Source organism: Streptomyces sp. NPDC001933 (assembly GCF_042890955.1).
Lineage (GTDB): Bacteria > Actinomycetota > Actinomycetes > Streptomycetales > Streptomycetaceae > Streptomyces.
Map to the genome: position 1 here is coordinate 1027140 of NZ_JBIASS010000001.1, position 13864 is coordinate 1041003.

The window sequence follows — 13864 nt, forward strand, 5'->3', positions numbered from 1 at the left end:
CCCACCCCCGCGAAGGAGGGCCTGTCCCCAACGTCTACAGTGGTCTGGTTCGCGCAAGTCTTTACCGGGCCTTCACGCCCGGAGCTTGCTGGGATTTCTCTGTCAGGGGTGTGCGTGACGGCCGTCGAGTCCCGACCCGCAGGGGTCGCCTTGACTCCCAGCCCAGGGGGCCATCGCCCGTTCGGGGCCCGTGTCAAGGCATTCGTGGCGCTGACCAAGCCGCGGATCATCGAGCTGTTGCTGATCACCACTGTTCCGGTGATGTTCCTCGCCGCTCAGGGCGTGCCCGACCTGTGGCTCGTGCTCGCCACCACCGTCGGCGGATATCTCTCCGCGGGCGGTGCCAACGCGCTGAACATGTACATCGACCGCGACATCGACGCGCTGATGGACCGTACTTCGCAGCGCCCGCTGGTCACCGGCATGGTGAGCCCGCGTGAGTGCCTGGCCTTCGGCTTCGCGCTCGCCGCGATCTCGACGGTCTGGTTCGGCCTGCTGGTCAACTGGCTGTCGGCGGCGCTGTCGCTCGGTGCGCTGCTGTTCTACGTCGTCGTCTACACGATGCTGCTCAAGCGCCGCACCTCGCAGAACATCGTCTGGGGCGGCATCGCGGGCTGCATGCCGGTCCTCATCGGCTGGTCGGCCGTGACGAACTCCATGTCGTGGGCGGCCGTCATCCTCTTTGCCGTCATCTTCTTCTGGACGCCGCCGCACTACTGGCCGCTCTCCATGAAGGTGAAGGACGACTACGCCCGGGTCGGCGTCCCGATGCTCCCGGTCATCGCGTCCAACCGGGTGGTGGCCCGCCAGATCGTCATCTACAGCTGGGTGATGGTGGCCGTCTCGCTGCTGCTGACCCCGCTGGGCTACACCGGCTGGTTCTACACGGCGGTGGCGCTGCTGACCGGCGGGTTCTGGCTCTGGGAGGCGCACGGCCTGCAGAACCGGGCCAAGGCCGGTGTGACCGGGGCCAAGCTCAAGGAGATGCGGCTGTTCCACTGGTCCATCACCTATGTCTCCCTGCTCTTCGTCGCCGTGGCGGTCGACCCCTTCCTGAGGTAGTCCCGCTGCTCGGTTCCTGCTGACGATTCCTGCCGACGGGCGGGGTACGTGGCCCAAGCCACGTACCCCGCCCGTCGCGCGTCGAGCTACCCGTCGGTAGCATCCTGAACATGGCTGAGACGGCAGAGACCCAGGTGGAGAGCGGCAAGCAGGCGGCCCGCGCGGAGCGCAGGGCGGCGAAGCTCGCCAAGGAGATCGGCGCCTTCGCCAAGGCGCACGGCGGCGCGGAGGGACAGCTCGCCTACATCGGGCAGCGGGGCGCCCGGATCGTGCTCGTGGGCGAGGACGGCGGCTGGGGCGATCTGGTCGCCCCCACGTACGCGATCGCCGAGAGCGCCACGCGCAAGGCCGGGATCACGATGCACGACGAGTTCGACGGAGAGTTCGCCGCGAAGGTCCGCACCGGCCCGTACGAGTGGACGCGGATGGCAGGCATCCAGATCGGCGGCCCCTCCGACAAGGCCTGACCAGCACTTCCCCGTACAACGACGATCGCCGGACGGGTTCCTTCTCGGAACCGTCCGGCGATCGTCGTCGTGCGTCGTAGGGAGCAGTGGCCGCCGCGGTCAGCCGGCCGCCGCGGGCTCCGGCTGCTCGGCGGCGGGGCCGGGCACCGCGGCCACGGCCACGGGGCGCTCGCGCAGCGACAGGATCACCCGCACGACCGCGATCCACACCAGGCACGAGCCCAGCATGTGCAGACCGACCAGGATCTCCGGCGTGTCGGTGAAGTACTGCACGTACCCGATCACGCCCTGGGCCATCAGCACCAGGAAGAGGTCACGGGCGCGGTGCAGCGGGCCGGCCGGTGCGTCGACGGCCTTCAGTACGAACCAGAGGGCGACGGTCAGCGCCACCACGACCCACGCCAGATCGGCGTGCAGCTGCGCGATCATCTTCCAGTCGATCGGGATGCGGTGCACGTCGCTGGAGTCGCCCGCGTGCCGCCCGGCGCCCGTGACCACGGTGCCGACCGCGACCAGCAGCCCCGCGGCGACCGCGAGCAGCCAGGTCAGCTGGGAGACCGCCTTGCCGACCAGCGGCCGGGGCGCCTCGTCGCCCTCGCCGACCCGCTGCCAGGTCACCATCGCGACGGTGAGCAGCGCCGTGGAGAGCAGGAAGTGTGCCGCGACGGTGTACGGGTTGAGGCCGACCAGCACCACGATGCCGCCGAGCACGGCGTTGCCCATGACCACCCAGAACTGCACCCAGCCGAGCTTCGTCAGGCTGCGCCGCCAGGGCTTGGCGGACCGGGCGGCGATGATCGCCCAGCCGACGGCCGCGCACAGCACGTACGTCAGCATCCGGTTGCCGAACTCGATGGCGCCGTGGAAGCCCATCTCGCTCGTCGCCGTGAGGCTCTCGTCGGTGCACTTGGGCCAGGTCGGGCAGCCGAGGCCGGAGCCGGTCAGCCGCACCGCGCCGCCGGTCACCACGATGAGTACGGCCATGACCACGGCGGACATGGCCGCACGGCGGACCGTACGGGGGGAGGGGGTCCATCGCTCGGCGATGTACAGGAGCGGGTTCCGCGCGGCTTGAGCGACTTCGGCTCGGGTCAGCTTGGGCACGCGCACCATCGTAGGCGGCGGCTTGTGCAAGCTTTCACGAGGGGGACGAGTTGCCCCGAAACGTCGACGGAGCGCGTCCGCGCGCTCACGTGCGGGAGGCTGCCGGGCTCACTCCCAGCGGAAGAACTTCGCCGCCGCGCCCAGCCCCAGGACCGCCCACACCGCCAGGACGCCGAGGTTGCCCCAGGGCGTCGCCGCGCCGTGCTGGAGCACGTCCCGCAGACCGTCCGACAGGGCCGCGATCGGCAGCAGCCCGAGCACCGACTGCACAGCGTCCGGGAACTTGTCCAGCGGCACGATGACCCCGCCGCCGACCAGCAGCAGCAGGAAGACCAGGTTGGCCGCCGCGAGCGTCGCCTCCGCCTTGAGCGTCCCGGCCATCAGCAGCCCGAGCCCGGAGAAGGCCGCCGTGCCGAGCACGAGCAGCAGCAGGACGGCGAGGGGGTTGCCGTGCGGCGACCAGCCGAGCGCGAACGCGATCACCGTGAGCAGCACCACCTGGAGCACCTCGGTGACCAGCACCGCGAGGGTCTTCGCGGTCATCAGCGCCCAGCGCGGCAGCGGTGAGGCCGCGAGCCGCTTGAGCACCCCGTACCGCCGCTCGAAGCCGGTGGCGATGGCCTGGCCCGTGAAGGCCGTGGACATCACGGCGAGCGCGAGGATGCCGGGTGCCAGGAAGTCCACGGACTCGCCCGCGCCGGTGTCCACGATGTCGACCGCGCTGAACAGCACCAGCAGCAGCGTCGGGATGATCACGGTCAGCAGCAGCTGCTCGCCGTTGCGCAGCAGCATCCGCGTCTCCAGGGCGGTCTGCGCGGCGATCATGCGGCCCAGCGGGGCGGCGCCGGGCCGGGGGGTGTACGTACCGGCGCTCATGCGCGCAGCTCCTTGCCGGTCAGTTCCAGGAAGACGTCCTCCAGCGTGTGCCGCTCCACGGAGATGCCCGACGGCATCACTCCGTGCTGGGCGCACCAGGAGGTGACGGTGGCCAGCAGCTCCGGGTTCACGTCCCCGGAGATGCGGTACGCGCCCGGGACGAGCTCGGCCGCCTCGGAGCCGTCCGGCAGCGCCTTCAGCAGCGAGCCGATGTCGAGACCGGGGCGGCCGGTGAAGCGCAGGGTGTTCTCGGCGCCGCCCCGGCAGAGCGTCTCGGGGCTGCCCTGGGCGATGACCTTGCCCGCGTCGATGACGGCGACGTCGTCGGCGAGCTCCTCGGCCTCGTCCATGAAGTGTGTGGTGAGGACCACGGACACCCCGTCGGTGCGCAGCTCGCGCACGAGCTCCCAGGTGGAGCGGCGGGCCTGCGGGTCCAGGCCGGCGGTCGGCTCGTCGAGGAAGACCAGTTCGGGACGGCCCACGACGGCCATCGCCAGGGCGAGCCGCTGCTGCTGGCCGCCGGAGAGCCGCCGGTAGGCCGTACGGCCGCAGCCGCCGAGGCCGAGGCGCTCGATCAGGGTGTCGACGTCCAGCGGGTGGGCGTGGAGCTTCGCCATGTGGCGGAGCATCTCGTCGGCGCGTGCCCCGGAGTAGACACCGCCCGACTGGAGCATCACGCCGATCCGGGGGCGGAGACTCGCGGCGTCGGCGACCGGGTCGAGGCCGAGGACCCGCACCGTACCGGCGTCGGGGCGGCGGTAGCCCTCGCAGGTCTCGATCGTGGTGGTCTTGCCGGCGCCGTTGGGGCCGAGGACGGCGGTGACGGCGCCGGCGCGCACACACAGGTCGAGGCCGTCCACAGCGGTCTTGGGGCCGTACCGCTTCACCAGGCCGCGGAGCTGTACGACGGACTCGCTCTTCATGGCGGGTAAGTCTAGGCAGGGGTGGAACGGCCCCCGTCTCCCGGGGCCGGATTAGGTAACCCTAAGTGATGGACGGCACCGTAGATCGTTTCGGACCGTGGTTGTCAGGGCCGGATGAATTACGCAACAATGGCGTTGTGAAATACGTTGGCGAGGCTCCGCAGGAGGAACTCGCGACCGGAGAGCGCTCGACGCGCAACCGGGTCGCGCGCTCCATCCTGGACCACGGCCCGTCCACCGTCGCCGATCTGGCGAAGCGCCTCGGCCTCACCCAGGCAGCGGTCCGCCGCCATCTCGACGCCCTCGTCACCGACAGCGTCGTGGAGGCCCGTGAGCAGCGGGTCTACGGGGCGCGGACCCGTGGCCGACCGGCCAAGGTGTTCGCCCTCACCGACTGCGGCCGGGACGCCTTCGACCAGTCCTACGACAAGCTCGCGGCGGACGCCCTGCGCTGGATCGCCGAGACCGCGGGCGAGGAAGCGGTCACCGCTTTCGCCCGCGCCAGGATCGAGGCCCAGTCCGAGGCGTACCGCACGGCGGTCGAGGCCGCGGACCCCGAGGCCCGCACCGAAGCGCTGGCCAAGGCCCTGTCCGTCGACGGGTACGCTGCTACGGCGCGTAGCGCGCCCGGCCCGCAGCAGGGCGAGCAGCTGTGCCAGCACCACTGCCCGGTCGCACATGTCGCCGAGCAGTACCCGCAGCTGTGCGAGGCGGAGACGGAGTTCTTCTCCAGCCTCCTCGGGACGCATGTGCAGCGTCTGGCCACCATCGCCCACGGCGACGGCGTGTGCACGACGTACATTCCGCGCAGCGGCCACTCAGCACCACAGACCACCAATTCAGCATCTGCAAGCACGGCCGGGAGGAACCCCGCATGACGCTCCCTACGGAGACTGCCCACCCTGAGCTCGAGGGTCTGGGTACGTACGAATTCGGCTGGGCCGACTCCGACGCGGCCGGCGCCGCCGCCAAGCGCGGGCTCTCCGAGGAGGTCGTCCGCGACATCTCGGCGAAGAAGAACGAGCCCGAGTGGATGCTGAAGCTGCGCCTCAAGGGCCTGCGCCTCTTCGACAAGAAGCCCATGCCGAACTGGGGCTCCGACTTGTCGGGCATCGACTTCGACAACATCAAGTACTTCGTGCGGTCCACGGAGAAGCAGGCGGAGTCCTGGGAGGACCTGCCCGAGGACATCAAGAACACCTACGACAAGCTCGGCATCCCGGAGGCGGAGAAGCAGCGCCTGGTCGCCGGTGTCGCCGCGCAGTACGAGTCCGAGGTCGTCTACCACCAGATCCGTGAGGACCTGGAGGAGCAGGGCGTCATCTTCCTGGACACCGACACCGCGCTGAAGGAGCACCCGGAGCTCTTCAAGGAGTACTTCGGCACCGTCATCCCGGTCGGCGACAACAAGTTCGCCTCGCTGAACTCGGCCGTGTGGTCCGGCGGCTCGTTCATCTACGTGCCCAAGGGTGTCCACGTCGACATCCCGCTCCAGGCCTACTTCCGTATCAACACGGAGAACATGGGCCAGTTCGAGCGGACGCTGATCATCGTCGACGAGGACGCCTACGTCCACTACGTCGAGGGCTGCACCGCCCCGATCTACTCCTCCGACTCGCTGCACTCCGCGGTCGTCGAGATCATCGTGAAGAAGGGCGGCCGCTGCCGCTACACGACGATCCAGAACTGGTCGAACAACGTCTACAACCTGGTCACCAAGCGCGCTGTGGCCTACGAGGGCGCGACCATGGAGTGGGTCGACGGCAACATCGGCTCCAAGGTCACCATGAAGTACCCGGCCGTCTACCTGATGGGCGAGCACGCCAAGGGCGAGACCCTGTCCATCGCCTTCGCGGGCGAGGGCCAGCACCAGGACGCCGGCGCCAAGATGGTCCACATGGCGCCGAACACCTCCTCCAACATCGTCTCCAAGTCGGTGGCGCGAGGCGGCGGCCGTACCTCCTACCGCGGTCTGATCGAGATCGGCGAGGGCGCACCGGGCGCGAAGTCCAACGTGCTCTGCGACGCGCTGCTGGTCGACACGATCTCGCGCTCCGACACCTACCCGTACGTCGACGTCCGCGAGGACGACGTATCGATGGGGCACGAGGCGACCGTCTCCAAGGTCTCCGAGGACCAGCTCTTCTACCTGATGAGCCGCGGTCTGACGGAGTTCGAGGCGATGGCGATGATCGTGCGCGGCTTCGTCGAGCCGATCGCGAAGGAGCTGCCGATGGAGTACGCCCTCGAGCTCAACCGGCTGATCGAGCTGCAGATGGAGGGTTCGGTCGGCTAGCAGGCCCGACGACCGACCCCCGATTTCGACAGAGAAAGCGAGCACTACGACAGCCATGGCTGAGGCTCAGAACATCCCGGCGGGCTCCACCACCACCGGATCCATCGCGGTGGCCGCCGAGTCGACCGTCGCCACGCGCATGAGCGCGCCCCCGTCCTTCGACGTCGCGGACTTCCCGGTCCCGCACGGCCGCGAGGAGGAGTGGCGGTTCACGCCGCTGGAGCGGCTGCGCGGGCTGCACGACGGCACGGCCGTCGCCACCGGCGGCGGTGTGAAGGTGGCGATCGAGGCCCCCGAGGGCGTCACCGTCGAGACCGTCGGCCGTGACGACTCCCGGCTCGGCAGGGCCGGCACCCCGGTGGACCGCGTCGCCGCCCAGGCGTACACGTCCTTCGAGCAGGCGTCCGTCGTCACGGTCGCCAAGGAGGCCGTGCTCACCGAGCCGATCCGCATCGCGGTGCACGGCGAGGGCGGCGTGGCCTACGGCCACCAGGTCGTCGAGCTGGGCGCCTTCGCCGAGGCCGTCGTCGTCATCGATCACACCGGTGACGCGGTGCTCGCCGCCAACGTGGACTACGTCCTCGGTGACGGCGCGAAGCTCACCGTCGTCTCCGTGCAGGACTGGGACGAGACCGCGGTCCACGTCGGCCAGCACAACGCGCTGGTCGGCCGGGACGCCTCGTTCAAGTCGATCGTCGTCACCTTCGGCGGTGACCTCGTCCGCCTCCACCCGCGCGTCAACTACGCGGGCACCGGCGGCGAGGCCGAGCTCTTCGGTCTGTACTTCACCGACAAGGGCCAGCACCAGGAGCACCGCCTCCTGGTCGACCACAACACCCCGCACTGCAAGTCCAACGCCGCCTACAAGGGCGCGCTCCAGGGCGACGGCGCACACGCCGTGTGGATCGGTGACGTCCTCATCCAGGCCAAGGCCGAGGGCACCGACACCTACGAGATGAACCGCAACCTCGTCCTCACGGACGGCGCGCGGGTCGACTCCGTGCCGAACCTGGAGATCGAGACCGGCGAGATCGTCGGCGCCGGCCACGCCTCGGCGACCGGCCGCTTCGACGACGAGCAGCTCTTCTACCTGATGTCCCGGGGCATCGACGCCGAGGAGGCCCGCCGGCTCGTCGTGCGCGGCTTCTTCGCCGAGCTCGTCCAGCAGATCGGTCTGCCGGACGTCGAGGCGCGGCTGCTGGAGAAGATCGAGGCCGAGCTGAAGGCTTCCGTCTGATGGCCTTCGTCAAAGCCTGTGCGCTGAGTGAGCTGGAGGACGACACCCCCAAGCGGGTGGAGCTCGACGGCGTCCCGGTGTCCGTCGTCCGTACCGAGGGCGAGGTGTTCGCGATCAACGACATCTGCTCGCACGCGAACGTGTCCCTGTCCGAGGGCGAGGTCGAGGACTGCTCGATCGAGTGCTGGCTGCACGGCTCCAGCTTCGACCTGCGCACCGGCAAGCCGTCCGGCCTTCCCGCGACGCGCCCCGTCCCCGTATACCCCGTCAAGATCGAAGGGGACGATGTGCTCGTCTCCGTCACCCAGGAGTCCTGAGTCACCCATGGCAACGCTTGAAATCCGCGACCTGCACGTCTCCGTCGAGGCCGACAACGCCACGAAGGAGATCCTCAAGGGCGTCGACCTGACCGTGAAGCAGGGCGAGACCCACGCCATCATGGGCCCCAACGGGTCCGGCAAGTCCACCCTCGCGTACTCCCTCGCGGGTCACCCCAAGTACACGATCACCAGCGGTTCGGTGACCCTGGACGGCGAGGACGTCCTGGAGATGACCGTCGACGAGCGGGCCCGCGCCGGCCTGTTCCTCGCGATGCAGTACCCGGTCGAGATCCCCGGTGTCTCGGTCTCCAACTTCCTCCGCACCTCCGCCACCGCCGTCCGCGGCGAGGCGCCCAAGCTGCGCACCTGGGTGAAGGAGGTCAAGGAGACGATGGGCCGGCTCCAGATGGACCCGGCGTTCGCCGAGCGCAACGTCAACGAGGGCTTCTCCGGCGGTGAGAAGAAGCGCCACGAGATCCTTCAGCTGGAGCTCCTCAAGCCGAAGGTCGCGATCCTCGACGAGACCGACTCCGGTCTGGACGTCGACGCCCTGCGCATCGTCTCCGAGGGCGTCAACCGGGTCCGCGAGACCGGCGAGGTCGGCACCCTGCTGATCACGCACTACACGCGGATCCTCCGCTACATCAAGCCCGACTTCGTGCACGTCTTCGCCAACGGCCGCATTGCCGAGTCCGGCGGCGCCGAGCTCGCCGACAAGCTGGAGAACGAGGGCTACGAGGCATATGTGAAGGGTGGCGCTTCCGCGTGACACAGCTGCCGGGCCTCCTCGACACCGAGGCGATCCGCAAGGACTTCCCCCTGCTGGATCGTACGGTCCATGACGGGAAGAAGATCGTTTACCTGGACAGCGCTGCGACCTCGCAGAAGCCGCGCCAGGTGCTCGACGCCCTCAACGAGTACTACGAGCGGCACAACGCCAATGTGCACCGCGGTGTGTACACGATCGCGGAGGAGGCCACGGCGCTGTACGAAGGCGCCCGTGACAAGGTCGCCGCGTTCATCAACGCACCCAGCCGCAACGAGGTGATCTTCACCAAGAACGCCTCCGAGTCGCTCAACCTCGTGGCCAACATGCTCGGCTGGGCCGACGAGCCCTACCGGGTGGACCACGACACCGAGATCGTCACCACGGAGATGGAGCACCACTCCAACATCGTGCCGTGGCAGCTGCTCTCGCAGCGCACGGGCGCGAAGCTGAAGTGGTTCGGCATCACCGACGACGGCCGCCTCGACCTGTCCAACATCGAGGAGATCATCACGGAGAAGACGAAGATCGTCTCCTTCACCCTGGTCTCCAACATCATGGGCACCATCAACCCGGTCGAGAAGATCATCCGCCGGGCCCAGCAGGTCGGCGCGCTGGTCTGCATCGACGCCTCGCAGGCCGCCCCGCACATGGTGCTGGACGTGCAGGCGCTGCAGGCAGACTTCGTGGCCTTCACCGGTCACAAGATGGTCGGCCCGACCGGCATCGGCGTGCTCTGGGGACGGCAGGAGCTCCTGGAGGACCTGCCGCCGTTCCTCGGCGGCGGCGAGATGATCGAGACCGTGTCGATGCACTCGTCGACGTACGCCCCCGCGCCGCACAAGTTCGAGGCCGGTACGCCCCCGATCGCCCAGGCCGTCGGCCTCGGCGCTGCCGTGGACTACCTCTCGGCGATCGGCATGGAGAACATCTACCGCCACGAGCACGCGATCACCGAGTACGCGGTGAAGCGGCTCCTGGAGGTTCCGGACCTGCGGATCATCGGCCCGGCGACGGCCGAGGACCGCGGCGCCACGATCTCCTTCACGCTCGGCGACATCCACCCGCACGACGTGGGCCAGGTGCTCGACGAGCAGGGCATCGCGGTCCGGGTCGGACACCACTGCGCACGGCCGGTCTGCCTGCGGTACGGAATTCCTGCGACCACGCGAGCGTCGTTCTATCTGTACTCCACGCCCGCCGAGGTCGACGCCCTGGTGGACGGTCTGGAGCACGTACGGAACTTTTTCGGATAATGGGCGAGCGGCTGAGGGTTGACTGGTGAAGCTTGATTCCATGTACCAGGAAGTGATCCTGGACCACTACAAGCACCCCCACGGGCGCGGCCTGCGGGACGGCGACGCCGAGGTGCACCACGTCAACCCGACGTGTGGCGACGAGATCACTCTCCGGGTGAAGTACGACGGCGAGACCATCGCCGATGTGTCGTACGAGGGTCAGGGCTGCTCCATCAGCCAGGCCAGCGCCTCCGTGCTGAACGAACTGCTGGTCGGCAAGGAGCTGGGCCAGGCGCAGAAGATCCAGGAGACCTTCCTGGAGCTGATGCAGTCGAAGGGCCAGCTGGAGCCGGACGACGCGATGGAGGAGGTGCTGGAGGACGCGGTCGCGTTCGCCGGCGTCTCGAAGTACCCGGCCCGCGTGAAGTGCGCGCTGCTGAGCTGGATGGCATGGAAGGACGCGACGGCCAAAGCGCTGTCCGAAGGGAAGACGGCATGAGCGATCACGGTACGCCGGAAGTACTGACCACCAAGCCGGCCTCCGAGGAGGAGGTCCGTGAGGCGCTGTACGACGTCGTCGACCCCGAGCTGGGCATCGACGTCGTCAACCTGGGCCTGATCTACGGCATCCACATCGACGACGCCAACATCGCCACCCTCGACATGACGCTGACGTCCGCGGCCTGCCCGCTGACCGATGTCATCGAGGACCAGGCGAAGTCCGCGACCGAGGGCATCGTCAACGAACTGCGGATCAACTGGGTCTGGATGCCGCCGTGGGGTCCGGACAAGATCACGGACGACGGGCGCGAGCAGCTGCGCGCCCTGGGCTTCAACGTCTGAGCCCATTGCCGACGACGAACGGCCCCCGGCTTCGCGCCGGGGGCCGTTTTTCGTCGTTGTTTCACCTGCCGTACTCACGAGGTGTGTCCCTCGTTGGCACGGGTAGCGGAACCTACCCGCGACACCACGCCGACGAGAGGCATGCCGTGCTGCATCAGCTTTCGCTCCCCGACCGCAGGATGGCCGCCGCCGCGGGCGGAGTGCTCCTGCTGGCCGCGCTGGGGATCAACACCCCCGCGCACGCCGCGAGTTACGGAACGCCGACGATCGCCTTCTCGGCCTCCCACCTCTCCGGTGCCGTCGGTGCGAGCGGTGACCCCGTGGTCACCGTCACCGTTGCGCAGAGCGGGGCCGACGCGAGTGCGCTCGGCGTGGCGGCGTCCGCCAGCTCCAAGGCGTCCGTCGCCGGGACCGGGGACGTGACCGTGACCGGTACGGGCGCCACCCGGCGGCTCTCCGTCGCCGCGCACGGACGCGGCTACACCGACCTCACGATCAAGGTCACCGGACTCGGCGGGAAGACCGCCACCAGGACGCTGCACTACGCCGCCTCCGCCGCCGTGCAGAACGCCGCCGACACCCGCTACCTCACCGGCTCCTCGGACGCCTCGGCAGCCGTCGACGTCGGTGGCGGGTACATGGTAGTGGCCGACGACGAGTCCAACACGCTGCGCCTGTACGACCGTTCCGCGTCCGGCGCGCCCGTGAAGAGCTGGGACGTCGGCCCGGAGCTCGGGGCGGACAAGGAGGTCGACATCGAGGGCGCGGCCCGGGTCGGCGACACCATCTACTGGACCGGATCGCTCGGCAACAACAAGGACGGCGAGTACAAGTCCGACCGCAACACCGTCTTCACCACGACGGTGACCGGCTCGGGCGCGGCCACCGCGCTGACGGTGGGCGGCGAGTACGGGAAGCTCCGGGACGATCTCGTCGCGTGGGACAAGGTCAACGGCAACCGGCTCGGCTTCGACGAGGGGACGGCGGACGGCGAAGTGCCCAAGCAGATCGACGGGTTCAACATCGAGGGCCTGGAGTTCGCGCCCGGCTCGACGACCACCGCGTACCTCGGCTTCCGGGCACCGCTGGTCCCGCCGAAGTCGGGCGGCAAGGCCCTGATCGTGCCCGTCACCAACTTCGACGAGGTGGCCGGCAGCGGGGCGAAGGCGGTCATGGGCGCGCCGATCGAGCTGGACCTCGGCGGGCTCAGCATCCGGGACATCCGCAAGAACGCCGCCGACCAGTACCTGATCGTGGCCGGTTCCTGGGCGGCCGACGACAACTCCGACCCGTACGCCCTCTACGCCTGGGACGGGATCGCCTCGCACGCCCCGGTCAAGCGGGCCGATCTGCCGACCGCCGACGCGGGCGGCTGGGAGGCCGTCGTGGACGTTCCCGACCTCACCGTTCCGGGCGCCAGGACGCAGCTGATCACCGATGCCGGTTCGGCCGACCTGTACGGCGACGGCACGGAGGCGAAGGATCTCGACCACGCCGAGTGGAAGAAGTCCCGCGCCGTCCGGTTCGCCGTCGGCGGCTGACGGACCGGACGGGCGGGCCCCGGGCGCGGGCCTACGGTCCGTACGGCGGCGGCGGTGCGGCGGCCGCCGCCTCGGCCAGGGCCGGGCCCAGGTTCTCGGTGCGCATGCGCCGGTCGACGTAGAGCAGCCCGGTCACCAGCTGCGGGAACGTCGCCGCGATGAACTGGCTGATCAGCTGCCCGAGCGCCATGATCACCAGGTAGCCGCTCATGGCGAAGGCGATCGCGGCCGGGTTCGGGTCCTCGTCCAGGGTCGTGCCGCCGATCATGCCGGAGAACATGCCGAGGAACGAGAACGGGATCTGGATGACGTAGCTCGCGACGTAGGCCATGCCTAGGGCCAGCATGGTGATCCCGAGGACCCGCCACCAGTCGCCGCGCACCAGCTGCGCGGAGCGGCGCAGGGCGGCCACCGGGGACTGCCCCTCGAACACCACGGCCGAGGGCGCCAGGCAGAACTTCACCCAGAGCCAGATCGCGAGCGGGGCGGTGGCCAGGGCGCCCAGGAAGCCGAGCGCGGTCCACACCGCCAGGTTGCCCCCGTACTCCAGGGTGATGGAGCCGATGATCAGCGCGAAGAAGCCGACCACCATGAGCACCGTCGGGACCATCGCGACCAGGAAGGTCAGGACCACCGTCCCGAACACCGCCGGCACGCGGGCCCAGGCCCGGCGCCAGATGAAGGAGAAGGTGGTGGGCCTGCCCAGTACCGCCTCCTGCAGGATCGCGGGCACGGTCGCGTACATCATGGCCGTGGCGACCGCGAAGGCGATCATGGCGACCAGCCAGACGACACCGAGGGCGATCACGATCGGCACCACCTCGGAGGACCTCGGGTCCTCCTCGGCGCTGAGCGAGATGACCGTGTGCAGCTGGTCGCTGACCGCGGAGTACGCGATCAGGGCCGTGGCGGCCATGATCACCACCGCCCCGCCGTACACGGCCGCGCCGATGCCGAACAACTGCTTCCAGTAGCGGCCCATCGTGCTGAAGGCGCCGCCGAGTATGTCCCCGAGCTTCAGGGGCGCCAGCGGTATCACCCCGGGCTTCGGCGGTGGCATCCAGCCGCCCCATCCCGGTGGTCCCGGGGGCCCTCCGTACGGTGCTCCGCCGCCCCACCCTGCGTCCTGCGCCACTGCTGCTCCGTCATGTGTCGTTGTCCGGTGTGCTGGTCGGGACACCGTAGCGTCCC

15 protein-coding genes are annotated in these 13864 nt (G+C 69.3%); 11 read left to right on the plus strand and 4 right to left on the minus strand.

The window, feature by feature from the left end; genetic code table 11:
• Positions 1-108 precede the first annotated feature (108 nt).
• Both ACFYY7_RS04570 and ACFYY7_RS04575 read left to right on the plus strand, forming a co-directional pair.
• Entirely contained in the window at positions 109-1062 is a 954-nt protein-coding gene (locus ACFYY7_RS04570; protein WP_266736482.1) for a heme o synthase, read from the plus strand.
• Between the two features lie 110 nt (positions 1063-1172).
• Entirely contained in the window at positions 1173-1529 is a 357-nt protein-coding gene (locus ACFYY7_RS04575) for a hypothetical protein (RefSeq protein ID WP_388656890.1), read from the plus strand.
• 99 nt (positions 1530-1628) lie between these two features.
• On the opposite strand, the gene ACFYY7_RS04580 is transcribed toward ACFYY7_RS04575, so the two are convergent.
• The 3 genes from ACFYY7_RS04580 to ACFYY7_RS04590 form a co-directional block, all read right to left on the minus strand.
• Entirely contained in the window at positions 1629-2642 is a 1014-nt protein-coding gene (locus tag ACFYY7_RS04580) for a heme A synthase (RefSeq protein WP_376635805.1), read from the minus strand.
• A 99-nt stretch (positions 2643-2741) separates the two neighbouring features.
• On the minus strand, positions 2742-3509 hold the full coding sequence (locus tag ACFYY7_RS04585) for an ABC transporter permease (protein WP_388656893.1): 768 nt from the start codon (positions 3507-3509) through the stop codon (positions 2742-2744).
• Positions 3506-4432, minus strand: a complete 927-nt coding sequence (locus tag ACFYY7_RS04590; protein WP_388656896.1) for an ABC transporter ATP-binding protein — start codon at positions 4430-4432, stop codon at positions 3506-3508. Before ACFYY7_RS04590 ends, ACFYY7_RS04585 begins: the two co-directional genes overlap by 4 nt.
• A 137-nt stretch (positions 4433-4569) precedes the next feature.
• Here ACFYY7_RS04590 and ACFYY7_RS04595 point away from each other — a divergent pair, with 137 nt between their 5' ends.
• The 9 genes from ACFYY7_RS04595 (at position 4570) to ACFYY7_RS04635 (ending at position 12673) form a co-directional block, all read left to right on the plus strand.
• Positions 4570-5310 (plus strand): helix-turn-helix transcriptional regulator, encoded by a 741-nt coding sequence (locus ACFYY7_RS04595; protein ID WP_376415417.1) that lies wholly within the window; start codon positions 4570-4572, stop codon positions 5308-5310.
• On the plus strand, positions 5307-6728 hold the full coding sequence (sufB, locus tag ACFYY7_RS04600) for a Fe-S cluster assembly protein SufB (protein WP_266736472.1): 1422 nt from the start codon (positions 5307-5309) through the stop codon (positions 6726-6728). Before ACFYY7_RS04595 ends, sufB begins: the two co-directional genes overlap by 4 nt.
• 55 nt (positions 6729-6783) lie before the next feature.
• Positions 6784-7965 (plus strand): Fe-S cluster assembly protein SufD, encoded by a 1182-nt coding sequence (sufD, locus tag ACFYY7_RS04605; RefSeq protein ID WP_376635796.1) that lies wholly within the window; start codon positions 6784-6786, stop codon positions 7963-7965.
• Positions 7965-8282, plus strand: a complete 318-nt coding sequence (locus ACFYY7_RS04610) for a bifunctional 3-phenylpropionate/cinnamic acid dioxygenase ferredoxin subunit (RefSeq protein ID WP_148834126.1) — start codon at positions 7965-7967, stop codon at positions 8280-8282. Before sufD ends, ACFYY7_RS04610 begins: the two co-directional genes overlap by 1 nt.
• Positions 8283-8289: 7 nt before the next feature.
• Entirely contained in the window at positions 8290-9054 is a 765-nt protein-coding gene (gene sufC / locus ACFYY7_RS04615) for a Fe-S cluster assembly ATPase SufC (protein WP_266736468.1), read from the plus strand.
• Positions 9051-10307, plus strand: coding sequence for a cysteine desulfurase (locus ACFYY7_RS04620; protein ID WP_266736466.1), 1257 nt, complete (start codon positions 9051-9053; stop codon positions 10305-10307). The genes sufC and ACFYY7_RS04620 overlap by 4 nt, the downstream gene beginning before the upstream one ends.
• A 25-nt stretch (positions 10308-10332) precedes the next feature.
• A complete protein-coding gene (sufU, locus tag ACFYY7_RS04625) occupies positions 10333-10788 on the plus strand; it encodes a Fe-S cluster assembly sulfur transfer protein SufU (protein WP_388656901.1) in 456 nt (151 codons plus the stop codon).
• Positions 10785-11132 carry a metal-sulfur cluster assembly factor gene (locus tag ACFYY7_RS04630; RefSeq protein ID WP_266736465.1) on the plus strand — a complete coding sequence of 116 codons (348 nt, stop codon included), beginning with the start codon at positions 10785-10787 and terminating at the stop codon, positions 11130-11132. Before sufU ends, ACFYY7_RS04630 begins: the two co-directional genes overlap by 4 nt.
• A 146-nt stretch (positions 11133-11278) precedes the next feature.
• Positions 11279-12673 (plus strand): DUF3616 domain-containing protein, encoded by a 1395-nt coding sequence (locus ACFYY7_RS04635; RefSeq protein ID WP_388656904.1) that lies wholly within the window; start codon positions 11279-11281, stop codon positions 12671-12673.
• A 31-nt stretch (positions 12674-12704) separates the two neighbouring features.
• On the opposite strand, the gene ACFYY7_RS04640 is transcribed toward ACFYY7_RS04635, so the two are convergent.
• On the minus strand, positions 12705-13733 hold the full coding sequence (locus tag ACFYY7_RS04640) for a hypothetical protein (protein WP_388656906.1): 1029 nt from the start codon (positions 13731-13733) through the stop codon (positions 12705-12707).
• Between the last annotated feature and the right edge of the window lie 131 nt (positions 13734-13864).